Origin of the sequence: Acidaminococcus nyctereutis, from assembly GCF_052216985.1 — a bacterium.
GTDB lineage: Bacteria > Bacillota > Negativicutes > Acidaminococcales > Acidaminococcaceae > Acidaminococcus > Acidaminococcus fermentans_A.
The window spans coordinates 1-23,341 of the sequence record NZ_JBQOUY010000024.1 but is presented as its reverse complement, the minus strand read 5'-3'; the positions used below and the strand labels follow the sequence as shown (position 1 = coordinate 23,341).

Annotated in this window: 23 protein-coding genes and 2 pseudogenes; 3 read left to right on the top strand and 22 right to left on the bottom strand. The window is 51.3% G+C overall.

The genetic code is table 11. The annotated features are described in order from the left end of the window. Positions 1 to 12: 12 nt before the first annotated feature. The 4 genes from ACTUHY_RS10270 to ACTUHY_RS10255 are packed head-to-tail and all read right to left on the bottom strand — an operon-like array spanning position 13 to position 3,477. Entirely contained in the window at positions 13 to 282 is a 270-nt protein-coding gene (locus tag ACTUHY_RS10270) for a head-tail connector protein (protein ID WP_317303201.1), read from the bottom strand. 20 nt (positions 283 to 302) lie between these two features. Then, entirely contained in the window at positions 303 to 1,499 is a 1,197-nt protein-coding gene (locus tag ACTUHY_RS10265) for a phage major capsid protein (protein WP_442827644.1), read from the bottom strand. Between the two features lie 12 nt (positions 1,500 to 1,511). Further along, positions 1,512 to 2,222, bottom strand: a complete 711-nt coding sequence (locus ACTUHY_RS10260; RefSeq protein WP_278815700.1) for a head maturation protease, ClpP-related — start codon at positions 2,220 to 2,222, stop codon at positions 1,512 to 1,514. Next, positions 2,212 to 3,477, bottom strand: a complete 1,266-nt coding sequence (locus ACTUHY_RS10255; protein WP_442827643.1) for a phage portal protein — start codon at positions 3,475 to 3,477, stop codon at positions 2,212 to 2,214. Before ACTUHY_RS10255 ends, ACTUHY_RS10260 begins: the two co-directional genes overlap by 11 nt. An 86-nt stretch (positions 3,478 to 3,563) precedes the next feature. Between ACTUHY_RS10255 and ACTUHY_RS10250 the strand changes: the two genes are divergently transcribed. Together ACTUHY_RS10250 and ACTUHY_RS10245 are read left to right on the top strand one after the other, a co-directional pair. Then, positions 3,564 to 4,010, top strand: coding sequence for a hypothetical protein (locus ACTUHY_RS10250; protein ID WP_154488036.1), 447 nt, complete (start codon positions 3,564 to 3,566; stop codon positions 4,008 to 4,010). Then, entirely contained in the window at positions 4,007 to 4,261 is a 255-nt protein-coding gene (locus ACTUHY_RS10245) for a transcriptional regulator (protein WP_229778453.1), read from the top strand. Before ACTUHY_RS10250 ends, ACTUHY_RS10245 begins: the two co-directional genes overlap by 4 nt. A 32-nt stretch (positions 4,262 to 4,293) precedes the next feature. On the opposite strand, the gene ACTUHY_RS10240 is transcribed toward ACTUHY_RS10245, so the two are convergent. The 17 genes and pseudogenes from ACTUHY_RS10240 to ACTUHY_RS10160 all read right to left on the bottom strand — a co-directional run bounded on the left by ACTUHY_RS10240 (position 4,294) and on the right by ACTUHY_RS10160 (position 18,653). Next, positions 4,294 to 5,895, bottom strand: coding sequence for a terminase large subunit (locus ACTUHY_RS10240; RefSeq protein ID WP_279127574.1), 1,602 nt, complete (start codon positions 5,893 to 5,895; stop codon positions 4,294 to 4,296). Positions 5,896 to 5,973: 78 nt separating this feature from the next. After that, positions 5,974 to 6,417: a DUF7698 family protein gene (locus ACTUHY_RS10235; protein ID WP_442827642.1), complete on the bottom strand. Its 444-nt coding sequence runs from the start codon at positions 6,415 to 6,417 to the stop codon at positions 5,974 to 5,976. A gap of 147 nt (positions 6,418 to 6,564) precedes the next feature. Continuing rightward, the gene (locus ACTUHY_RS10230; protein ID WP_105325870.1) at positions 6,565 to 6,744 is read right to left on the bottom strand and encodes a hypothetical protein; all 180 of its coding nucleotides are present in this window, start codon (positions 6,742 to 6,744) and stop codon (positions 6,565 to 6,567) included. Positions 6,745 to 6,916: 172 nt separating this feature from the next. Next, positions 6,917 to 7,813, bottom strand: a complete 897-nt coding sequence (locus ACTUHY_RS10225; protein WP_442827641.1) for an amidoligase family protein — start codon at positions 7,811 to 7,813, stop codon at positions 6,917 to 6,919. A gap of 100 nt (positions 7,814 to 7,913) precedes the next feature. Beyond that, positions 7,914 to 8,147: a DUF4314 domain-containing protein gene (locus ACTUHY_RS10220; RefSeq protein WP_442827640.1), complete on the bottom strand. Its 234-nt coding sequence runs from the start codon at positions 8,145 to 8,147 to the stop codon at positions 7,914 to 7,916. Further along, the gene (locus ACTUHY_RS10215; protein WP_118287224.1) at positions 8,131 to 8,937 is read right to left on the bottom strand and encodes a virulence; all 807 of its coding nucleotides are present in this window, start codon (positions 8,935 to 8,937) and stop codon (positions 8,131 to 8,133) included. Before ACTUHY_RS10215 ends, ACTUHY_RS10220 begins: the two co-directional genes overlap by 17 nt. Before the next feature lie 88 nt (positions 8,938 to 9,025). Further along, a complete protein-coding gene (locus tag ACTUHY_RS10210; protein WP_442827639.1) occupies positions 9,026 to 10,282 on the bottom strand; it encodes a site-specific DNA-methyltransferase in 1,257 nt (418 codons plus the stop codon). Positions 10,283 to 10,426: 144 nt separating this feature from the next. Continuing rightward, positions 10,427 to 10,954 (bottom strand): P27 family phage terminase small subunit, encoded by a 528-nt coding sequence (locus ACTUHY_RS10205; protein WP_343299405.1) that lies wholly within the window; start codon positions 10,952 to 10,954, stop codon positions 10,427 to 10,429. Positions 10,955 to 11,117: 163 nt separating this feature from the next. Continuing rightward, positions 11,118 to 11,486: an HNH endonuclease gene (locus tag ACTUHY_RS10200; protein ID WP_442827638.1), complete on the bottom strand. Its 369-nt coding sequence runs from the start codon at positions 11,484 to 11,486 to the stop codon at positions 11,118 to 11,120. Between the two features lie 116 nt (positions 11,487 to 11,602). Further along, positions 11,603 to 12,055, bottom strand: coding sequence for a hypothetical protein (locus ACTUHY_RS10195; RefSeq protein ID WP_442827637.1), 453 nt, complete (start codon positions 12,053 to 12,055; stop codon positions 11,603 to 11,605). Beyond that, positions 12,052 to 13,406, bottom strand: a pseudogene (locus ACTUHY_RS10190) (SNF2-related protein). The gene ACTUHY_RS10195 and the pseudogene ACTUHY_RS10190 overlap by 4 nt, the downstream one beginning before the upstream one ends. Further along, positions 13,403 to 13,705 carry a VRR-NUC domain-containing protein gene (locus ACTUHY_RS10185; RefSeq protein ID WP_118287229.1) on the bottom strand — a complete coding sequence of 101 codons (303 nt, stop codon included), beginning with the start codon at positions 13,703 to 13,705 and terminating at the stop codon, positions 13,403 to 13,405. Before ACTUHY_RS10185 ends, ACTUHY_RS10190 begins: the two are co-directional and overlap by 4 nt. Beyond that, positions 13,689 to 14,012 carry a hypothetical protein gene (locus ACTUHY_RS10180; RefSeq protein WP_014128939.1) on the bottom strand — a complete coding sequence of 108 codons (324 nt, stop codon included), beginning with the start codon at positions 14,010 to 14,012 and terminating at the stop codon, positions 13,689 to 13,691. The genes ACTUHY_RS10185 and ACTUHY_RS10180 overlap by 17 nt, the downstream gene beginning before the upstream one ends. Positions 14,013 to 14,488: 476 nt before the next feature. Next, on the bottom strand, positions 14,489 to 16,777 hold the full coding sequence (locus tag ACTUHY_RS10175; RefSeq protein ID WP_442827636.1) for a phage/plasmid primase, P4 family: 2,289 nt from the start codon (positions 16,775 to 16,777) through the stop codon (positions 14,489 to 14,491). Next, positions 16,774 to 17,193: a DUF7768 domain-containing protein gene (locus tag ACTUHY_RS10170; protein WP_176893554.1), complete on the bottom strand. Its 420-nt coding sequence runs from the start codon at positions 17,191 to 17,193 to the stop codon at positions 16,774 to 16,776. Before ACTUHY_RS10170 ends, ACTUHY_RS10175 begins: the two co-directional genes overlap by 4 nt. Further along, positions 17,180 to 17,977 carry a phage antirepressor gene (locus tag ACTUHY_RS10165; RefSeq protein ID WP_442827635.1) on the bottom strand — a complete coding sequence of 266 codons (798 nt, stop codon included), beginning with the start codon at positions 17,975 to 17,977 and terminating at the stop codon, positions 17,180 to 17,182. Before ACTUHY_RS10165 ends, ACTUHY_RS10170 begins: the two co-directional genes overlap by 14 nt. Positions 17,978 to 18,038: 61 nt before the next feature. Further along, on the bottom strand, positions 18,039 to 18,653 hold the full coding sequence (locus ACTUHY_RS10160) for a hypothetical protein (protein ID WP_441094357.1): 615 nt from the start codon (positions 18,651 to 18,653) through the stop codon (positions 18,039 to 18,041). Between the two features lie 1,802 nt (positions 18,654 to 20,455). On the opposite strand from ACTUHY_RS10160, the pseudogene ACTUHY_RS10155 reads away from it, so the two are divergent. Then, positions 20,456 to 20,794, top strand: a pseudogene (locus ACTUHY_RS10155) (transposase); the annotation flags it as partial. 212 nt (positions 20,795 to 21,006) lie between these two features. Here ACTUHY_RS10155 and ACTUHY_RS10150 read toward each other — a convergent pair. After that, entirely contained in the window at positions 21,007 to 23,145 is a 2,139-nt protein-coding gene (locus ACTUHY_RS10150; RefSeq protein WP_442827634.1) for an autotransporter outer membrane beta-barrel domain-containing protein, read from the bottom strand. Positions 23,146 to 23,341 lie beyond the last annotated feature (196 nt).

Here is a 23,341-nt window from a genome sequence, read left to right as displayed (position 1 = left end):
TCCCGATTTTCACTAGAAGGCTTCCTTCCTTTCCCCAAACAAAAGAGAGCGCAGGGTGAGAAGCAGATTGTGATAATCCGCATCCTCCCTGTGCTCATAGAGATAGGCTACCGAAAAAAGGACGGCCATTTTGAAGGCCGCCGTTTCTTCCGGTTCTTCTTTCCGCAGGGTGTCCAGACAGAGCCGCTCGGAAGAAGCGATGAGACGGGTGATCAGCTCATCTTCTTCACTTCCGTCTACTCTCAGATAGGCTTTGGCTTCTTCCAGTGTCACCAATCCCATCATCTCCTTTTATTCACTGGTCAGCCGGCCTGGATTTCCAGGACCTTCACGGTTTCCGGCAGGATCAGCCGGCCGTCCACCCGTTCGCTGGCCAGGAACCCGATCTGTCCGTTGGCCGCATAGAGCTCGCTGAGGCGCTTGAACTTCCGGCCCTGACGGTCGGCAATCCAGTAATAGGAATAGTCCCCCAGAGCGATCACCTTGTTCCCGGCCGCCAGTTCCGGCACAAAGCTGGACGTACGGTAGGGCAGGCTGAGGATCCGGTCCGGCTGGCCCATCTGGACGGAAGGCTGCCAGATGTAGTTGCCGTTGTTGTCCTTCAGTTTCCGTATGGCCTTCACAGTGGAATCGTTCAGGATCCAGAAAGCGTTTCTCCGATAGGGAGTCCGGAGGCTGTGGTACAGGTCCATCATGTCGTCGAAGGTAATGGCCGTTTTCGCTGCCGTCACCCCTACTTCCGCTCCCTGGAATACACCCAGGGGCTTATGGTTCCCGTCCCCTACCAGGAAGGCTTCTTCTTCCTTGGTGCCGATACGTCTTGCAAATTCCTGGGTGATGTAGCTTTCCAGGTCGAAGACGCTGTCGTTCATCAGCTCTTCGGAAACCCGGATGGCCGTACCCAGTTTGTGGGCTCCCAGGTTCACCTGGCTGAAGGTATCGTCACTTTCCGGATAGGCACTGCCTTCTTCCATCCAGGCCGCTTCCCCGTGGCTGGCTACTACCGGGATAGTGTGGTCCCCGGAAGAAGTCCGGATGGTATGGGCCAAGCCCCGGAAGAAGTTTTCTTCCAGGAGGGCCTCCACCAGGGTGTGTTCGTATTCATCCGGGACCAGATAGCCCCCTTCCGGATCGGAGCCGATGGTCAGGGTATCCTTCACTTCCTGGATGTTCCCTTTCCCCCGGAAGGCCTGCCAGAAGGCTTTGGTGTAGGCGTCACTGGCCCGGCCTTTCTTTTCGTCCGGTTTCATCAGCCCGGCTCCGGGGTTTCCCTTCAGGGCCGTATCGATGGTCTTATTCAGGTCATCGTCGATGTTCCGCTGGCGTTCCAGCCGTTCGATTTCTTTTCCCAGGGCCACCACTTTTTCTTCCATCCGGTCATAGACGGCACTATCTTCTGCAGAGACCATGCCGTCCTTATCCCGGTGGGATTCCAGGAAAGCTTTGGCCATTTCCCAGGTGTTGGCGCGTTCTTCTCTCAGTTTCAGGATCTGATTCATGGAAATTCCTCCTTAATGCACAAGAAGGCCCAGCCGCTTCATGAGTTTGTCCGCGGGGACCTTGTTGGGTACGGGTTCTTTTGTTTTCTTCACAGACAGCTTGGTCAGCAGGGAATTGGTCACTGCCGCCCGGCTGAACAGCATGGCATCTACGTTGATGTCATTTTCCGTTTTCTCTTCGGTGTAGAGAATGGCGTCTGCAAAACCTAGTTCCACCGCCTTCTTAGCGTTGAACCAGGATTCTGCGTCCATCAGCCTGGAAATCTTGTTCCGGGACAGGCCGGTTTTGATTTCGTAGGCGTTGACGATGCTTTCCTTTACTTCAGAGAGCATATCTATGGCCTTCTGCATTTCCTTGCTGTCGCCAATAGCCACCGTGATGGGATTGTGGATCATCATCATGGCCACCGGGGACATTTCCACCTGGCTTCCGGCCATGGCAATGACGCTGGCGGCAGAGGCGGCCAGGCCGTCGATCTTCACGGTCACATGCCCCGGATAGTCCATCAGCATGTTGTAGATCTGGGCTGCCGCAAACACATCGCCCCCGGGGGAATTGATCCAGAGGGTAATATCTCCGCTGCCGGCCATCAATTCATCTTTAAAGAGCTTCGGAGTCACTTCGTCCCCGAACCAGGTTTCATCGGAGATTTCACCGGAAAGGTACAGGGTGCGGGTTTCTTCCCCCTCGTTCTTCACCCAGTTCCAAAATTTACGTTTCATGGGTTTCCTCCTTGCTGCCGGTTCCTGCAAACAGCCCGGCATCCTTTAGTTTCGTCATGTTCCCGTTGATCAGGTACAGGTCCCCGCCCTCTTCTTCCGGGATCCGGTTCATGTTCTCCAATTCCCGGATATCGTTGGCGGACAGCCACCCGTTCTGGCGGCCTACAGCATAACCGTTCATCCGGCTTTCGTAGTCACCCCGGAGGAGGCCATCCACATTGAAGTGGATTTCATACCGGGTCCGTTCTTCCGGGGTCAGGAGGGATTGGCTCATGGCCTGTTCCCACCGGGATACCCAGGGCCCCAGGGTGTATTTCACAAATTCCAGAGACTGCTGCTCGATGTTGGAGAAAGTGGATTTTTCCAGATCCCCGATCATATGAGGAGGTACCCGGAAGATTCGGGCGATCTCATCAATCTGGAACTTCCTGGTTTCCAGGAATTGTGCCTGGTCCGGAGAGATCCCGATAGGAGAGTACTTCATGCCTTCTTCCAGGACAGCCACTTTCCCGGCGTTGGAGCTTCCCCCGAACTGGGACTGCCAGGCTTCCCGGACCCGCTGAGGATCTTTGATGGTCCCCGGATGCTCCAGGACGCCGCTGGGAGAAGCCCCGTTGGCAAAGAACTTGGCCCCGAACTCCTCACAAGCAATGGCCATGCCGATGGCGTTCTTGGCCATGGCGATGGGTGAATATCCCACCAGGCCGTCAAACCCCAGGCCGGGAATGTGCATCACGTTCTCCTTCCGGAGCCGGACGGTGCCGTATTCTTTGATTTTTGGGTTCTCGTCCGTGGCTTTGGTGTAGAGATAGTAAATCTCCCCATCTCCGTCCCGGCACACTTCCATCCGGTCCGGCATCAGGGGATACAAGGCTACCACCTGGCCCCGTCCGTTCCGGATGATCTGGGCGAAAGCATTCCCCCACAGCAGAAGGTGGGTCATGAGAGTCTCCCGAAAGACGAAGCTGGTCATCTCCGGGTTCGGGGCATCATGGAGAAGCCCGGCCAGAGGATGGTTGAAATCCCGCATCTTCCCATTTCCCTCCCGGTTGTACCGAAAGAGATGAAGGGGAAGTCCTGCAATGGATTCCGAAAGGACCCGGACGCAGGCGTAAACTGCTGTCATCTGCATGGCGGACCGCTCGTTCACCGCCTTCCCGGAAGAAGAACCTCCGAAAAAGAACCAGTGTCCGCCTCCCAGAAGGCTGTTTTGGGGCTTGTCTCTGGTCCTAAACCAGGTAAATGGATTGAACATAATAGCCTCCTATTATATAATTTGCTAAAGCATTGAATTGCGGAATCTCCGCCTCTTTAAAATAAATCCAAAGAAGGTGACAGAGTATGCTGGGAAAACCGGATGCAGGCTGGTCAAAAGTTACCATGGGCGAATTCGAGGAATACGCCAGTTATCTGACCAACGTCCCTATAGACTGCCTCGAAGCATGCATCCACAGAGTCAAAGGAAAAGGGCCTTTGGCATTTGTTTTTGAGGCTGAAGGGCCAGGAAGATTTTTTGTTCTCGCAACCGCTTATAATACCGTAATTAAATGGGAAGAGGACGATACACCTGAATCCTGCCATCTAATCCCGGGTGTCAATGATGTCCAACTTGTTCTGGAAACTGTCCATGATATCGAACAGTATCTGAATGACTGGGCCGAAGACTGGCATACATGCACTGCCGAAGAATTGATCAATAAATTAAACGAACTGAAGGAACTCCTTCCATCCTGGTACCAGAGGGAAAACATTAAAATATCTCACTTTCAGAAGGAGGAAGATCAATGAAAACCTGGGACGATTATAAAAACCACGTGAAATCCCTCAGTGAAGAAGAACGCCGCAACATGGAAAACATTGAAAATCTTGTTACCCGCAGGCCAAAGGCTCTCGGATCAATGACAAAGGAAGAACTGACTGCCGATATTCAGGCAAGTATGAATTCCATCAAGGCGGGTCGGATCTATACTGATGAAGAAGTAGATAAAATCCTGAAAGAAGATTTCAGTAAAGCCAGGCTGAATAAAGTTGAATCATAAGCAACCCTGCCCCCATGGAGCAGGATCTTTTTTTATACAAACAGCAACCCCCTGGAGTCATAAACACTCTCATGGGCATTGTTTCCACACCGAATGGCCCGATCCAGGCCCATGATGGTGGCAATGGCCCCGTCTATCTTTTCCGTGGACTTTTCCTTATCCGCCTTGATGTTTCCGGCCGGATCCCTCCGGATGTAGATGTTATCCATCATCCATCGAAGGACTGGATGCCCTCCATGAGCAATTCGCTGCTCCAGCGTGAGCTTCATAAGCTCCTTGGTAGGAGGGCTCATGTCCTTGAATCCCTGTCCGAAGGGAACCACCGTAAAGCCCATCCCCTCCAGGTTCTGAACCATCTGTACCGCGCCCCATCGGTCAAAGGCGATTTCCTGGATATTGAACCGTTCACCCAACTTCTCGATGAACTTTTCAATATACCCGTAGTGGATGACATTTCCTTCGGTTGTCTGGATAAATCCCTGCTGGGCCCAGATGTCGTACATCACATGATCCCGCTTCACCCGCAGGGGCAGTGTCTCCTCCGGCAGCCAGAAGTACGGCAGGATGCAGTACTTATCCTGGTCATCCAGAGGCGGGAATACAAGTACGAAGGCGGTAATGTCCGTGGTGCTGGAAAGGTCCAGACCGCCGTAGCAGATCCGGCCTTCCAGATCTTCTTCCCGCACCGGGAACGCACAGGCATCCCATTTATCCATAGGCATCCACCGAACAGACTGCTTCACCCATTGGTTCAGCCGGAGCTGACGGAAAACATTCTCTTCGCTGGGTGTCTCTTTGGCCGATTCACAGGCTGCTTTCACTTTGTCGATTCCCACGGTAATCCCAAGAGAAGGGTTGGCCTTCTTCCAGACTTTCGGGTCGGTCCAGTCATCCTGCTCCGCGGCCCCGTAGATGACAGGGTAAAACGTGGGGTCATGCTTCCGCCCTTCCAGGATGTCCATGGCCTTCTGATGGACTTCATAGCAGATGCTGTGGGTATCCGTCCCGGCTGTGGTAATGAGAAAATACAGGGGCTGCATCCGGGCATCCCCGGAGCCTTTGGTCATTACATCAAAAAGCTCTCGGTTGGGCTGGGTATGGAGTTCATCGAACACCACCCCGTGGATATTAAACCCGTGCTTGGAATAGGCTTCTGCTGAAAGGACCTGGTAGAAGCTGTTGGTGGGACGAAACACCATCCGTTTCTGGGAGGACAGAATCTTGACCCGCTTGCTGAGAGCCGGGCACATCCGGACCATATCGGCCGCTACTTCAAAAACGATGGAGGCCTGCTGCCGGTCTGCCGCACAGCCATAGACTTCGGCCCCTTCTTCCCCGTCCCCGCAGCAGAGCAGGAGTGCCACAGCTGCGGCCAGCTCACTTTTCCCCTGCTTCTTGGGGATCTCGATATAGGCTGTGTTGAACTGCCGGTAGCCATTGGGCTTTATGGTACCGAACAGATCCCGGATGATCTGTTCCTGCCAGTCGATGAGCTCGAAGGGATGGCCCGCCCAGGTTCCCTTGGTATGGCACAGGCTCTCAATAAAGGCCACGGCATAATCCGCCAATTCCTTGTTGTAGGTGGACGTTTTGGCCTTAAACTTTGTCGGTTTGTATTTTTTGAGTTTCCGCATGGGTGCTCCCTCCTTTCTTTTTACTGGGTATAAGAAAAGGAGCCCGGAGGCTCCTTGGTTCTTGCTGTCCCCCGTTCCTCAAAGGCTGAAGAGGAAGGCGGGGATTCTTTCGTATTCGTTGCTCATGAATTTCTGGCCGGATCCGTAGATTTCGGTCATCCCTTTCAATTTGCAACCCAGCTGGGTAAATTGCCAGGCTACCTGGACGGCGCTGGACCAGGTGGAGGAAAAAGTGAATTCTTTCACCCCAAATTCCCGGAACACTTTGAGGATCTTTTCCGGTTCCTGGTAGGTTCCGGAAAGGTCCAGGAGGCTGTTGCCGTGCTTTTTCATGTCGCTGTAAAGCCGCATCATGTTCCCGAAGTCTTCCCCTTCTGCCTGGACTTCCTTCACCAGTTCCTGGTAGGCATCCCGGCAGGCCTGCATGGTCTGGGCATCCCCAACCTTTTCTGCTGCATCGAACTTCTTTTCTAGTTCCTCGCTGCGCCCGTAGAATCTTTCGATCATGTCCATCTTGGTCATTGCTTTTTCCTCCTTGTGATTGTGTGCCTTTGCCTTTTGGCATGTACATATATCACTCTAAAAGCAGATAATAGCAAGCAAATTCTGTGTATTTATTCATTTTTTCTGGAACAGGGGCCTTTGCTTGGCCCCTGCCCTTCCCCTGTTTTACCGGAACTCGATGGTCAGCATTCCGTTTCCCATCCACCAGGTGCTTTCTTCATTCGGGTCTTCTAAAAAGGCTTTCTTGGCTTCCCGGATCATTTTGTTCACGTCGGCCTCTCCGTACATTTCACAGGCTGCTTTCTTACTGATTTTCTTGGCGTCCAGGGTAATGATCGTTCTCATGGGTATTTCCTCGCTTTCATGTGCTTTTTGCTTTTGGGGGCTGTCCCCTTTGGCATGTCTATTAATCACTCTAAAAGCACATAATAGCAAGCGAATTCTGTGTATTTATGCAAGTATACAAGAAAGAAGAACAGGGCCTTACGGCCCCTTCCCCTGCCTGTGGCTACCGCCTTCAGGCGGCGTTTCTCCAGGCGGAATTCCCGGTGAGGTGTTTCAGCATGTGGAGCCGGCAGGTCTTGAATTCTTCCCCGATAAGCCCCAGCCGGAGCATCCAGCACCGGAAGGCGTATTTCTCGTTGTCCGTCTCCGTCTTTCTGGCGGAGGCTTTCTTCTGGGTCAGTGCCTGATGGGCCACCGCCAGACAGAACTGGATGTATGCCTTGATTTCCCCGGCGTGGAGGGTGCCGTTGAAAAGCCGGAATTCCACCGTCCCTTTGGTGAAGGTGGCGTGGAGGTTGAGCCCGTGGTACCGGCTGTTGTTGTAATGTTCATCCCGACCAAAGGGTGCCTGGATGTACCAGATGTCGGCAAATTCTGCCATGGTTCGGGGCTGCTTCTTGTTCAGTTCCCAGAGGAAGGTTTCATCTGTCTTCTGGCAGTATCTGGCTTCCCGGAGGGCGTCGATCTGGAGGGCATGGTAGATCATATCTTCCTTGCTGGCCACCAGGTTTACCAGGTTCCGCAGGGTTTTCGGGGTGAACTTCTCGGCTCCCACATGGATGTGAATCCCGCAGGAGGTGTTCACCAGGGCCCCGGCTTTTCTCAGGATCCGTACCAGTTCCTGCAGCTTCGGGATGTCGTCGTAGGAAAGGATGGGGCTTACCACTTCCGTCCGGTAGTCCCGGGTGGCGCCCTCGATCTGGCCGCCCACCTTTCTCTGAGGTCGGATGCTGGAGTCGCTCATGGCTTTCCAGGTCCGTCCTTGGTTATCCAGGGCGGTGTAGGTATCGTAGGCTCCGCCTTCATAGGTGCCCCGTCCTGTTCCGAAGAAACCGGCCATCAGGTTGGCAGCCTTTTCTCTCGTAATTCCCGTCATTTCCATTTCAATCCCGAAGTGCAGTGTTTTCATCCTTCTCGTCATCCTTTCGCTAGGTTTGTGTGTTCTTTGGCATGTGTATATATCACTCTAAACGCACAGAATAGCAAGAGATTTTGAGAATAATTATTAATTATTTCGTGTCTTTATTCAGTTTTTGCACCTCATCCACCCCAGGGATCACATTAAGGTGGGATCCGTTGTCCCAAACCACCAGGAGGGACCCTATATCATCTACGCCGGTCACCGTGCCTTTCGTACCCAAAGGCGGTGCCTGGGGATCGTCCATCCGGGTAAGGCGTACCCGGGTTCCGGGAGGGTATTCCTGCTGTAGAAATTCCAGCAGCTCTTTATTGGGAAACCGCATCTTTTTTCCCTCCGTTCCGGAAGGCCGCTGACCCACTGAGCTTTTCCAGCAGGATCTTTCGGCAGTCCTTGTATTCCTTCCCGATAAAGCCCAGGCGCAGGAGGAAACACCGGAAGGCGTATTTCTCGTTGGGGACTTCATGTTCTTTGGCCGTGACCCGTTTGGCGTTCTTGGCAAACTGGCACAGGGCCTTCACCAGTCTGGAGTAGGCTTGGACCTTGGCGCCGTCCGCTTCGTGGAACCAGGGGAAGTTGATTTTCCCTTCGCTGCGGATGATGGTCAGGTCATCCGTCCCCAGGGCCTTTTTGAAAAGGCCGGCTTTAGAGGCCACCAGGTTCTGAAGTTTCTCGAAGTCTTCTTCCGTGAAATCGTCCGGAAAGGAAATGGTGAGGGTGTCGACTTTCTCAGGAGTTTCTTCCGGTTCCTGGGCTGTTTCAGGTTCCGTCCCTTCTTCCAGTTCAGCCGTTTCCTGGGAAAGTTCTGGTTCCGGGTTTGCATCCGGTTCTGCCGTTTCCTTTACGGGTTCTTGTTCCGGAGTTTCTTCCGTTGCTGCCTGTTCTGCAGCCGTTTCTTCTGGCTTGAATCCTCTGGCTTCCAGTTCTTTTACCACCTTCTGGAACAGTTCTCCGTCTTCACATTCCATGGCACCGTTTTTCCACACCATAATGCTGCCGATCCGGTAAGCCTTGGTGGGAAGAAAAAGGTACTTTGCCTTTTCTCCCGTAATGGCGCTGATGGCCTGGACCAGTTCTTTTCTCGCTGCACCTTGTCTGTTGTATTCGACCTTCATGATTGGTACCTCCTTAGGGTATTTTGGTACTGTTATTAATCACTCTAAAGGCGAATAATAGCAAGCAAAATGTAGCCCTTTTTGTTCTTTATTTTTCTCCGCCCACAACTTCCTGATAGGTGTATGTTTTCCCATTTCGCAGGACGGTCACGCTGTCCTGCTCCCCTTCGTGGGAAGCCAGGTACCGCTTCACCGCCACATCCACGAACTTGGGTTCCAGCTCCACCCCATAACAGATCCGGCCCAGCTGGTCGCAGGCCATGAGGGTGGAAGCAGACCCCAGGAATCCGTCCAGCACCACCCCGTTGATCTGGCTGCTCAGCTTGATCAGATAGGCCAGCATGGGCACCGGCTTACTGGAGGGGTGCCCGAAACCGTCCTCTTTGCTGTTCTTGATCCCGTCAAACTCAAAGACTGCTTTCTGTTTCTGGTCCCCGTACCAGTTGTGTTTTCCGTCTTTCCGCCACCCGAAGATAATGGGTTCCATGTTAAACTTCCAGTCGGTGCGCATAAAGGGGGCCTTGGGCTTTTTCCAGATCAGGCCAGCTCCCACTTTGAAACCGGCATCTTCGAAAGCGTCATAAAAGACCCGGGCCTTCATGGTGGCGTAGAACACATAGATGGAGGCGTCCGCCGCCATGGCATCATGGAAGCAGGTGAAGGCCTTTTTCAGGAACTCGTACCCTTCCTGGTCGTTCAGATCATCGTTCCTGATCTTCCCGGAAGTACTCCGGAGGTTGACCAGGTACGGAGGATCCGTCAGGACCAGGTTTGGCTTTACTCCATCCATCAACTGAGCATAAGTTTCCGGCTTGGTAGAATCCCCGCACAGGACCCGGTGCTTGCCCAGCTGCCAGAGGTCCCCGGCTTTGGAAAACACCGGTTTCTGCAGTTCTTCTTCCACGTTGAAGTCATCTTCTTTGGCTTCTGTTTCTTCATCGAAGATATGGGCGATTTCGTCATCGCTAAAGCCGGAGAGGCTCACATCAAAGTCCGCTCCCTGGAGGGATTCAATTTCCACCCGCAGCATTTCTTCGTCCCATCCGGCATCCAGGGCCATCCGGTTGTCGGCCAGGATATAGGCTTTCTTCTGGGCTTCGGTAAGATAGTCCACCAGGACGCAGGGCACTTCTTTGATCCCTTCTTCCCGGGCTGCCATCACCCGACCGTGGCCGGCAATGATGTTCTTGTCCTTATCGATGATCACCGGGTTGATGAACCCGAATTCCCGCAGGCTGGCCCGGAGCTTGTTAATCTGTTCCGGGGAATGGGTCCGGGCGTTATTTACATAGGGAATCAGCTCATCGACGGGGAGGAGCCTCATCTCTTTGGTTGTTTTCTCCATGCCATGTTTCTCCTTATAATCGCAGCAAGCCCCCTGCGGGCACCGTTCAGGTCCCCACAAAGGGCTTGTCCTCGTAATGTTTTGATCTGTTGTTTGGTGAGGGGATATCCCCTCAGCCGGGAAATGAATTCTCTTGCTGTCATGCTATACCTTCCGCGACCGCAGCAGCCGTTCCATCACGTCATCCTGGGGCGTGTTGCCGGCAAACTCCACGGAGCAGTTTTCCTTCACCACCTGGTAGATCTGATACCAGATCTGGTTCACCTGCTTCATGTAGTTCTGGCCCATGGTCACGTATGGAGAAGCAATGGCCGCATTGGTGGTGGGGTGCTTGGCAAGAAAGCCATATTCCGAAATGGCATGTTCGCACTGGATCCACCGGGACACCGCCATGGCGTACTGGCTGATGAGCTGAGGGCTTACCAGTTTCTCGCAGTGCCGGGCTTTGAGCCACAGCCAGGTTTCCCGGTAGATTTCTTCCGCCTCCAGCTTCCCGCCGTTCCGCTGCTTTTCCTTCATGTAGGCTTTGGGTTCCGGCATATCTTCTCCAGATAGATCCGCCCCTTCCGGCAGGTCCATCACCTTAAGCGGCCGCTTCCCCGGATTGTCCGGCAGTTTGTCCAGCAGGGCCCTGGGTTTCCGGCCCTGGCCAACCCGCAGTCCCCCTCGCATGGTTCCGTCTTTTGCTATTTTTCACACCCCCTTTTTCACCGGGTCAATACCCTTTTTGAAAACGCGTTTTTTTCGCGCGTGACCCCTCGCCCGTTCTGGCTTTCCGGGCTTCCAGAGATTCATACTCCCCCTGGGTATACGACTTTGTTTCAGATTTAACATTTTAAAATTTCACTTTTTTATGCCACCTGTCTCCCCGTTTGGCATGGATCCGGGCATGGCAGGCTTTGCATAAAGCGATCAGGTTGTTCCATTCGTGGGTCCCGCCTTCCGCCAGAGGCTTCTTGTGGTGCACTTCTTCCGCCACCACGTACCGGCCGTTCTGTAAGCACAGCTCACAGAGAGGATGGCTGGCCACGTAGGCATCCCGGATCTTCTTCCAGGTCCTTCCGTACCGTTTCTTTGTACCAGAACTTCGCTCATACTTTTCGTACCGCTTGTCGATAATCTTCTGGTGCCTCTCGCAGTACCGCCCGTCCGTCAGGTTCGGGCAGCCTGGGAAGGAACAGGGTCGTTTCGGTTTTCTAGGCACAGCTGCCACCTCCTTTCGGGCATGAAAAAAGCCTTGTAGGATTTTTACATCCCGCAAGGCTTGTCTTTATTCCCTTTTCTCGTGATTCTATCATACCACGAAGAGGCTATTGAATTCTAGTGCTTCTCTACTGCATTTTCCTGCAATTCACTGCACGCCTCCAAAATTTTTTCAACGGCTGCCATCCCTTCCCCATGGACCGTGTAGACCCACCGGATTCCTTTGCCCATGCTCCGGGCGATGTCTTCCCAGGAGTCGAAGTGGATGTACCGGTCCCGGAGGACCAGCCGCTGGGCTTCGTCTTCCACCCGATCGATGACCTGGCCGATTTCATACTTCAGGTCCACCAGCCGGTCCACTTCCCGGTTGATCTCCTGCTCCCGCTCCCAGATCTTCTCGATGGTCCGGACGAAGGGAGCTTCCGTGGGCCGGTTGGGGTTGTGGCTTTCTTCCAGCCCGGCTGCGGAGATTCCCAGACAAAGGTGCCGCACTTCGGCTACTTCCCGCAGGTTGCTCTCTATTTTTTTATCCAGGTAAAATCCCTGTTGCAAATAATCCCTCGCGTTCATATTTTCCCCTCCAAATCTGCCTTCACGGCTTCGATCAGTGCCGCTTGAGAACTGTCTTTCTTCTCCAGGGCCTTCAGGATCCGTTCGTCCATGGTGCCTTTCGTCACAATGTGCTGGACGATCACCGTCCGGCTGGTTTGTCCCTGTCGCCAGAGCCGGGCCACCGTCTGCTGGTAGAGTTCCAGACTCCAAGTCAGCCCGAACCAGATCAGGATGGACCCGCCCTGCTGCAGGTTGAGTCCATGGCCGGCAGAAGCCGGGTGGATGAGAGCCACCGGGATCTTCCCGGCATTCCAGTCGGCAAAGTCCCTGCTCTCCTTCAGTTCCCTGGCTTCCATCCTCTGACAGATCCGTTCCCGGTCGTGCCGGAACCAGTAGGCCACAAGGACCGGCCGGCCATTGGCACTTTCCACCAGGTCTTCCAGGGCATCCAGCTTCCGGTCATGGAGCCGGATGGTCTTCCCGTCATCGGTGTAGATGGCTCCGTTGGCCATCTGGGACAGTTTCAGGGTAAGGGCTGCGGCATTGGCGGCCGTCACCTCGCCGCCTGGAAGATCCATCACCAGGGACTTTTTGAAGTCATGATACCGCTTCCGCTCCGAGTCCGAAAGATTGACCTCGGTTTTCACACGTACCAAATCCGGCATCTGCAAATAGTCTGTGGCCTTCATGGACACGGTGATGTCCGCGATCTTCTGGTAGATGGCGTCCTCTGCTCCCGGCAGGGGCTTGTAGGAAAACACCACCATCCCGTTCCGTTTGTCCGGCTGGAAATAGGTGTTCCGGTACTGGCTGATGTATCTCCCCAGCCGCTCTCCCATGTCCAGGAGCCGGAACTCCGCCCACAGGTCCATAAGGCCGTTGCCGCTGGGAGTCCCCGTGAGGCCCACGATCCGTTTTACCTTGGGCCGCAGGGCCTTCATGGCCTTGAACCGCTGGGCCTGCTGGTTCTTGAAAGAAGACAGTTCGTCCAGGACCACCATATCAAAATCCAGCCGGCAGTTCTTGCAAAGCCACACCAGGTTCTCCCGGTTCACGATGTAAAGGTCTGCTGGCTTCTGGAGGGCCCGCCTCCGTTCCGTCACGGACCCCACGACCACGCTGCAGGTGAGCTCCTTCAGGTGGTCCCATTTACGGAGTTCTTCCGGCCAAGTATCTCTCGCTACTCTGAGGGGTCCTACGATCAAAACCCGGTGGACTTCAAAGGAGTCATACATCAAATCCCGAATAGCCGTCAAGGTCGTCACCGTCTTGCCGAACCTAAGCCCATATCCAGCAGGAGAGCCGTCACCGGGTGGGTCTTGATGTACTCGATGGCATAGGTCTGGTATACATGGGGTATGAACTTCATTGGGCATCACCTCCTTCCGCGATGGTCTGCAGCAGCCCGGGGATATCTTCCAGGGCATCCAGGACGAACACCCGGAACCCCAGCTCCCGAAGCTTTTCGTGCCTTTTCACCTGCAGAACCCGTGGTTTCTTCCCCGGTGCCTTCACTTCCACAAAGGCCAGCTTCCCACCAGGAAGAAGGACCAGCCGGTCCGGCATGCCGGAAAAGGAAGGGGAAACGAACTTCACAGCCAGTCCGCCTTTCTTCCTCGTTTCCGTCACCAGCTTCAGTTCTACTTGTTTCTCATTTAAAAAGGACATCTGCTGCCTCCTTTGCCTTTGCCATCACTTCCGCATCCACCGGGGTTCTGGGTTCATGCTTCAGGTCTCCGTAAAACACATTCAGATAGTCATTGCTGACTTCCGGATGGTCATGGAACATGTTGTCTTCCGCCCGGGACCGCACTTCATCAATCTTTTGCAGGACCCGCATGAATTTGTCCGTATCCGTAGACAAAAGGACCTGAGACATGTGGATGGCAAGATTTCCACCCAATGTCCGGAACAGCCGCATTTCGGCTCCCACCAGTTTGTACAGTTCAATCGTCCGTTCTTTCTTGTTAATCATCGCTTTTCCTCCTTCAGTATGGGAGTGACGGTGGTGACACTCTTCAACATACCCTCTCTATAGATCCTTTTTTAAAATCTTCTTTAGGACTTTCAGGTGAGAGTGTCACTACTGTCACTTTTCATAAGGTGCAGGTGGTGAAGGTCTCCAGCATACCTTTATATAGAACTCTTTTAAAAATTCTTCTTTAGAACTGTCAGTAGTAGACCTGCACCCACCTGCACCTTTTAGATTTTTCCATTAATCCCATGGGGTGCAGGTGGTGAAGGTCTCTAACATACCTTTATATAGAACTCTTTTAAAAATTCTTCTTTAGGACTGTCAGTAGTAGACCTGCACCCACCTGCACCTTTTAGATTTTCCATTAATCCCATGGGGTGCAGGTGGTGAAGGTCTTCAACATACCTTTATATAGAACTTCTTAAAAAATTCTTCTTTAGGACTGTCAGTAGTAGACCTGCACCCACCTGCACCTTTTAGTCCAGAAAATCCTGTCCTTCTTTCAACCGCAGCCCGTGAACAACGATTCCTTTCTTCGTCTTGTGACGGAAGAACCCCGCCTTCTCCAGATTCCCATAGAAATCCGAAGTGCTTCTGGTGTATTCACCCGTCTGCATACAGACGATCCGGTACTGCTGGTACAAATCCCCCGACTTCTCCGTGAAGGAGGGATCCACGTCACAATGGGCGTCCAGGAATTGTCCCAGCCAATCGTTGTCCTCCCGGTATTTCTCTACCGCGTTCCGCACGGTTTCCGGTTCCTCAATCTTGAACTTCTTCCGGATGGCAGCTTCCGCGCCTTCAATGACCCACTTCAAAATGGCTGGCCCGGCTTGTTCGAACAGGTAGTCCGAATAGTTCTTGATGTCGTTTTTCCGGGTAATCCTGGCGTTGAAGGGAATGATAATCAGCCTCCGCCAGGTGCCGTCATCGTTGGCGGCCACTTTCGGCAGGTGGTTGGTGTAAAGGACCAGTGTGTGGGAGGGGACGAAATGGAAGGGAGTCTTGAACTTCTTCTCCGCTTCGATGGGGTCCACAGAACAGATCTGCTTCACCATCCCCGTATTGAGCCGCTGGCCTTCTTCCAGTTCGGAAGCGATGATCAGCCGCTTCCCTTTCAGTTCTGCAATTTCCGGTTTTACGTTTCGCCGGCAGTTCATGGTCATGGTCTCGGCGGAAATCTTGCCGGAATACAACCCCAGCACCCTGGCGATGGTGTTCCAGAAGGTGGATTTCCCGTTGGCCCCGCCGCCATAGGCGATAATCATCTGTTCGGCATAGACTCGGCCCACTGCGGCCATCCCCACGATCTGCTGCACGTACCGGATCAGCTCCTGGTCCTTGCAGAAGAACAGCTCCAGGCTTTCCTGCCACATGTTTCCTCCCTGGGTTCCGGGAGAGCAGGCGGTGACTTTGGTGATCATGTCATCCGGGTCATGGGGCCGTTTTCCATGCATCCCTTTGGAAAGGTCGTAGGTGGCTTCCGGGGTGTTCAAAAGTTCCGGATCATAGTCCAGCTCGGAAACATCCAGGGCCAGCATGGGGGTGGCGGCATTCTGGACATTGAGGATGTTCTTGTAGTTCCGGTTTTTCATGACGAATTTCTTGTAAGCATCCGCGTTGAGAAGGGCCGTCAGCAAATGGCCTTTTTCCCCGGGAATCTGGTTGGCCAGGGTCTTGCTTCTGGACTTCACGTCTTCCCGGGAGATCCCGATGGCGGTCAGGTCATCTTCTGCCTGGCGGATCTTTTCTTCTGCGTCTGCCAGCTGGTCATCCATAAAATCCTCGATGACGCCCAGAGGCTTATGTTCATCTTCATCCCAGTGATTACCCACGTAGGCGATGTACTTCGTAGCACTGGTGTACCGAAGGCGTCCCATACAGGTCCGGGCCAGGACTTTGGCTTCCCCGATATCCGAGAAGTCATCCGGCTGGAGGGACGGGTGGCCAACAGCTTTGTTGTATTCATCCGGGGGCACATACCCCTCGCTTTGCTGGATTTTGTTCCGGAAGAACTTCAGGGCACTTTTCCAGATGGTGTCCAGCTCTTTTTCCGGAAGCCGCGGTTCGCAATTCTCAGCCCGCTGCAGGTAGGCTTCGTAGGCTTTTTCCGTATCCCCATACCGCTTCAGCACCCGGCCGGCAAAGTGGGACATGGTGTTGTTCCGGTTGCCTTCCGGGATAGAACTCCCGGTATAGAAGGGAGGTTCCGTCTGGTCGGGTTCCAAAGGTCCCAGGCCGGTCAGAAAATCCGTGATGGTTTGCTTCCCTTCCTGCCATAAGATAGCTTCCGGCACCACTTCCGTGCCATAGAGGAACCGGGCTGCATCCAGAGCCTGGGCGTCGAAGAAGGGAAACTCTTCCCGGATCCCCTGCTTCAGGGCCGTATAGGCTTTTTCGTCCTGCACTTCGGTGATGGGAAAATACGCATGGAACCGGGGCCGGGCTTTCCGGCCTTCCTTGGCTTTCCCGCTATTCCGGGACGGAACGATGGCCACAGCCACGTTTGGCAGCATGGCAAGGAGCTTTTCTCCCGTCACCCACTCCTTCGGATTTTCCGTATGGTCGTTGTCGCAGTCCATCACCGCCACATCGGAAGCCAGGAAGTTATCCCGGCTCCGGTAGTTGTCCTTATAGGCCGCACAAACGTGGTCGAAAGCAGCAGCCGTCCCCAGTTCCCTGCTGCTTGTGATGACTGCTTTATTAGAATATATGGCATTTCGTTCGTTGCCGGTACAGTCAGCCGTGTAAATCGTAAATCTCATTTTTCTGCCTCCTCGAGGGTTTCGTTAAAGAATCTCAGCCGATAGTTCTTCCATCTGGCCCGCCGAATCTCCGCATCCATGCCAGGAGATATGGTATCCCCGAACACCCACACTTCCCGGCAAAGACTCATGAGGATGTTGCCGAAATGGAGCCCTGCCTCCCGTTCCTTTGGATCCCGGTCATCCAGGAACTGAGGAAAGAGGAGATGCGGAGCCAAGGGCAAGTACCCTTCTTCGAAGGCAAAGCGGCAGTACCGCCTTGCTGCCAGGATATTTTTATCCGTTGCCCCGGAATACGGGGAACAGATATATACGAGAGGCCTGTAAGCCCGGAGTGCCTTCCGCTGGGCTTCGACAGCACTGAGGGCTCTCTGCGGAGTAGGATCCTGATAATGCTCCTGGTTAAATTTCTCCACTGTCGCCACGCCCCTTTTCGATAAGCGGATAGTTTCCTTCCTCAGTCATCAGCCGATAGATGAACAGCCGACCTTTCTGTGTCCAATAGGTATGGACACGATTATGCAGGACGCCGTTTCCGTCCGGGATATTGAAGGTCTTTGTCGAGGTGTATCCCATGGGAGCATAAGCCTGGTAAAGCAGCCAAATATTGCCCTGTTTGTACTGGATCCCGTGTTCATGGAGCCACTGGTTCATGCGGTTTGCAGACCATCCATAGTCCTTGGCAATGGTCGATGTGCTCACCAGCTCCCTACACTGCAGGACCAGATCGAAGTACGTAGCCTTTGGCCGGAGCTCCGCAAGCTGCTGCTGTTGAGCGGCATTTATCTGTGCCAGTTCCCTTGCCCTATTCCGTTCCTCTTTAAGCTTTGTAAGAGCTGCAATCGCAAGATCCGGATTATCCAGGATGGCTTCTGTAGCATAAATGCCTGTTTTTCGGATGGCTGGAAGGACTTCATGCGTCACCCAACGCTTAAATGCCCTGGCTTCCGGTTTCCGGCTTCTGAGAATCAGCGTGTAGAGACCTGCTTCATTGACCACACGTTTTTCGGGATTCCCCGGAATACCCTCGGTTAAAACGAGGGTATTCTTCTCATCGTCATCCAGTCTCGAGAGTGCATCGCTCGGATTGCCGATATCCAGGATGCGGCATATGTCCGCAGCTACGAACCAGGATTCCCCGTTTACAACAGCCGTACGCACGTTCATTCCGTTATAAATAAAATTTTTCATATCAGTCATCTTGCTGACCTCCCTGTATGTAGTTGGGAGTTGCCTCCCACTTTGTAGCCACGGCAATCCATCAAATCTGACGGTTTCCAAAAACTTCCTGCAACTTTTTTCTTGCCCGCTTCAGCTTCTGGGTGATGTTGTTTTCATTGGCACCGATTCTGATGGAGTATCCCCGGATGGATTCTTCGTTGAGATAGACAGAGATTACCGCATCTTCCCACTCCGGCTTGTTCACCAGCACCGTATGGATTTCCTGACGGACTTTTTCTTCGCTAGCCTTGCGATCCCGTTCCGTTGCATCTCGGCTGACAGTATTCATATCTGGCATGGAGATTCCGTTCCGGCTGCACCCGCTTCCAGCAACAGTGCAGGTGTACGTATCAGGGACTGCCTCGATGGGATTCATCAAAGCCTCATCCTTTTCATTCCGTTCCTGGTAGTCCGGGCACTCTGTTCTTCTCCGATGTTCCCTGCGCCAGTCGTTATAGAGGGGCTTGTTGAATTCTTCGTCCATGATTTCCTGGGCGCTGCGCCGGGTAACTTCTTCCCCTTCCTTTGCCGCCTGTTTTCTCAGTTCGTAATCCCTCTCGATCATGATCTGGCAGTCACCTTCAGGGACTTCCACTACCGTGACCACTGGTGCTTTCGATTCATCCCAACTGTAGTGTTTGACTCTGATTTTCATTTTTGGCATCCTTTCCGTCCGTGCCAGGGGACGAAAGGATGCCAAAAAGACCTGCGGGGAAAGTCCCCCACAGGTCCCAAAATGCCAAAATGGCGCACGGAAACAAACGGTGGGGGCATTTCCAGTCCTGCCCACCGCATCACTGCGGTGATCCAGAACTGTCTATGCATCCCATCGTCCTCATGCGCATCTCGGACTACAGAGATTTTTTTCGAGTGCCTGAGCACTCATATGGAAGCAGGCTTGCCTGCTGCCGTATCAATGTTCAGACTGCAGATAGCCGGTTCTTGAAACACTTACTATTCGGCTATCCATAACAAGATCCAATTAACTGATTGCAGATGATATTTCTGCATTTGCAATATTTAGATTCACAACTACACACTAATTCCCGCACATGCATGGTATAATGATAGAAAACAAGCAATCACACTTCATTCCACCTCTCGTCTTCATTTCTTGGCTTTATCCTATTCTAGATAAGGTTACTGTCAATCCGTCGCACAGGTGGTTTAGGGTTACTAGCGATACTTAAGGTTACTTTTTCAGGAGGTACTGTTATGCCCTCACAAAACGATTTCAGTATTCCCCATTTATGCGGTGGTATATTGTTCGCTCTTTTATTGGAAACGACAAAACTACGCAAAAGTATGCGTGACAGGGACCATAGCGGTACTGACGGTCTTACCTATACAGATGTGTATTTCGGTCTTGTAAAGGTCGTTACCGGTGCTGACCTGAATGACCCGAGAGATAAAGGCGATAAAAGCAAAGTCGTATCCGAATATAAAACGTGTGTCAATAGCAAGAGTGAATATAATCCATTTACCAAGGAAAGTTACAGGTCCAGCTTTAATTCGAAATATATAAAAAAAGACCCCGCCATCCTCAAGAGGACAGCAGAGTTTATCGAACATTTTTTGGATCCTGAAAAGTATATATGGTTCGTCAAAGCCTTGATTGAAATCATGCAGAAGGATAAAGCCATTAGTCAAAATACAAAAATCAATACAGACTTCGATAAGAGCATACCTGTAAGCAAACTCCATGAGTCAAAGAGCATACGTTTTCTACCCTTTTTCCTCAGCGTACTGCATTATGTCATCACTAATTGTCCGGACTGCGAGTCCGGCCGTCCCACCTTTGAAGATTGGTTTAATCAGCCTAATCCGAAAGCAAAATGGAAACTCAAGCCAAAGAAGTTTGATGAAATCGACAAAACCCTTGGTGAATTGGAAGTATCCACAGACCTAGGGTTCCAGGATATACCCGTAAAAAACACAGAGAATACCCACCCTTCCGTCAAGGAACCTGTAAATCACACTGGCATAAAGAATGACAGTAGTGATTCCGCCAAAAATCCCCTTTCCAAAGGGGATGCTAGGCTTTTGCCAAAACTGATGAAGGACTTTAATTCGCTTCTCAAATTCAGCAAAGACACGGATCTTACCACAACCCCTATGCCTTTCGATCTTCCAGGAACCTTTGATTGTAAACTTAAAGAATGGAAAGATAATGATACGGACTTTAAAAACCCAGAGCTGAATGAATTGAAATATAATATTCTGAACACATTAAATGCTTATTTCAGTTTTTGGAGCCGTCATCTTTGGTATGACGAAGCATCTGCGTACTTAATCTGCATAAAGAATCCAATGGAAAAAGAAAAACTACGTCAACAGGTTGTTACTGACAGAAAAAAGACCACAATCTTGCATAAACGGCTTTGCCAGTATATTAGAGACTTCGATATCGATATGGATGAAGCCGAGACTGTTAAAACTACGGTCATAGACGAATCTATGTCTTGTAATATTATACAATTGAACGAGCAATTTATCCATAACGAACTTAAAACTATTGTGAAAAATAGTGTAGAAGAAACTCTCAATGCTCTTTTGGGTGCAGAAGCTGACAAACTTGTACAAGCTGAACGCTACGCACGTGAGCAAACAAGAAAAGGTTATCGCGCCGGTCATTACGAAAGATCATTCTCTACTCAAGCTGGTGACGTTACTTTAAAAGTGCCTAAATTAAAAGGTCTTACTTTTGAGTCTGCTATTATTCAGCGCTACCAAAGACGTGAATGCTCCGTAGAAGAAGCCTTGGTAGAAATGTATCTTGCCGGCATTTATATACAAGGCTGCCGACAAACTAGAAAATGGTTTAGAGGAAACCTTTGACAGTACCCATATTTCTTTTATAAACGAAATTTTATATGCTATGCATTCAGTAGGTTTTTATCCATAGAGAAAAGTACCGCACTACTGCTTGGGCATAACAAAACCCCCGCCCTTGTCGGCCAAGCCGACAGAGCGGGGGTTGTTAAGCACAAGTTCTATTCAGTTATACGTTAGAAGGCATAGCGTAAACCAACATTAGCCTGCCAGGTGCGGTCATAGTTACCGCCAAGAGTACGTTCAAAATCACAATAGAGGTAGGTATCTTTGCCAAGGCTAAAGTCCGCGCCTAAGCCCAAATCCCACCAGCTGTCCTGACCATTAAAGCTGCTTTGTTCACTGCCGTCTGCAGCGCTTACTCTAATATTCTGGTCGCCACAGAATTCATGCAGCCAGTCTGCCTTCATATAGAAGTTACCTTTATCGCTAAAGTCGCGTCCAAGACGGAAGCCTGCACGGGCAATAACGCTTGTTGCGGCATCCTGTTCAACCTTTACGCCATAATTAGTTCTGTAGTCAGCACTGCCTACTCTTGCAATCTGCAGCTGTGCCTGAGGTTCAACATACCAACCATTATCGTTGGCAAGCTTTCTGCCCCATTCACCACTGATGCTGCCAAAGTTTTGATGATACTTGCCCTTGATAATTTCCTGATTACGGGTAGTTACATCAAGATCATTACTAGTGCGACCGCCACGCAAAACTAAATCAAGGTAATGGCCTTTGTCGCCAATCCAGGTATCATACAGGCTCAAAGCGTAACGCTCATGCTCACCGTTGCCCTTCAGGCCAAGCAGGCTGGTGTTGGCATCTGTGTAATCAACTGCACCGCCGCGATAGTGCTTGCCATCCTTTTCCAGCTTCAGCTTATCAAAGCCAACCTGGAACATGTTGCTGTTAGTCTTAAAGCTGTTTTCCCAACCGGTGCGTGCATGACGATAACGAACCCAAAGGCCGCTGTCGCCTTCCAGATAACGGCTTTCGCCCATGCGTTTGTTGAATCTGTCCATCTCTGTGCCAAGAGCATAGCCGGCCTGCATTGCTTTGAAGGCTGCCGGAATATTTTCGTTGGCATCACCCTGATCTAAAGCAATGAACCAATCCTTAGCATTTCCGTTTGCTTCATTTTTTACAGCGTATTTGTAGTCATACAGGTTAGCTGCCGAAGTCTTAGGAGCAAGCTCTTCCACTGTACTGCTGGTGAAGGTTGCGCCGCCGCTCTTGTCGTTAGCAAAATACAGCTTGCTGTCCTTTCCCATAGCGTCCAGATTTGCTTCATTTGCTACAAACTGTACGTCATGAGTGCCTTCTCCGGATTTCGTAATGTAAATATAGTCGCTGTCTTCTTTTACCTCGCTGGTACTGGTAATTGCCTGATCATCACCGGCAGTATATTTCAAATCAACCTTGAAGATACCACCATTACCATTTAAGGTACCGATTTGCACATAACGGTGATCACCGTTATCGTACATATGAAGATCTCCGAATTCCTCGCTTCTGAGTGCTTCGTCGTTGTTTACCTCGGCAAATTTTTTCTGCACATCAGCATTACGCAGATTGATGATGCCACCATCCTTTAAGGTAACCTTGCTGATATATCTGCCTGTTGTATAGCTTTGACTATCAAAGCTGTAAGTTTTTTCACCTGTAGTATAAATCCATTCAGCTCCGTTACGGATTGATAAATTAAGCGTTCCTATATCCTCAAAGTTAGTTTCATTACCATACCAATACGAATCCTTGTTGTTTAAATCAACACTTACTGTGCCAGCACCACGCCAATGATACAAATCAATGTCACCGATAATTTTGGTATAACCGGTTTCTTTCGCTGCTATAGCAATATTGCCGCCTTTTTTAGCAGAAATAGCCTGGCTGCCATAGCCATCTTTCAGCGCGTTAGCAATAATAACTACTTTTTCTGCACCACGGAAGTCAATATTAGGATGCTCGTCATCGCCAAAATAAGTATATACCGCATTTGTGCTCTTAGTAGAAGAACAGCTATCTTTAATATATACATTACCGGTTGCGCTAAAATGATATTGGGCATATTCATTAATCAACGCATTAAACGGTTTGTCTTTGTTATCGGTGTCCTTCTGCTCATTACCATTCATAAAAATTGTTACATCTTCGTAGTCATTATTCTTATGATGGATAGGTGAATAAGCATTATAAGTGTATCCCGGATCAACCCAATCCCATTGACTGCGCTCTGTAACTACCAAATTTTCTGCCCAGGCTCCCGTTACAGGAACACTGCTCATTACCAATCCCATAGCCACAATTTTTGCTAAAGATTTCATTAAACATTCCTCCTATAATTATGTTTTGTAATAAATATTGATACGCAGCCACTGCCGCGTGAGAAAACAGGTAACGTCCATATAATGGTGTAAAAAGATAATTTCATAAAAATGAGCCATATGCTCATCCTTTAGGTATAATGTAAATCGACCAAAACCCACATAATACCGAGGGAGGAAAAACAAATGGCTCAAC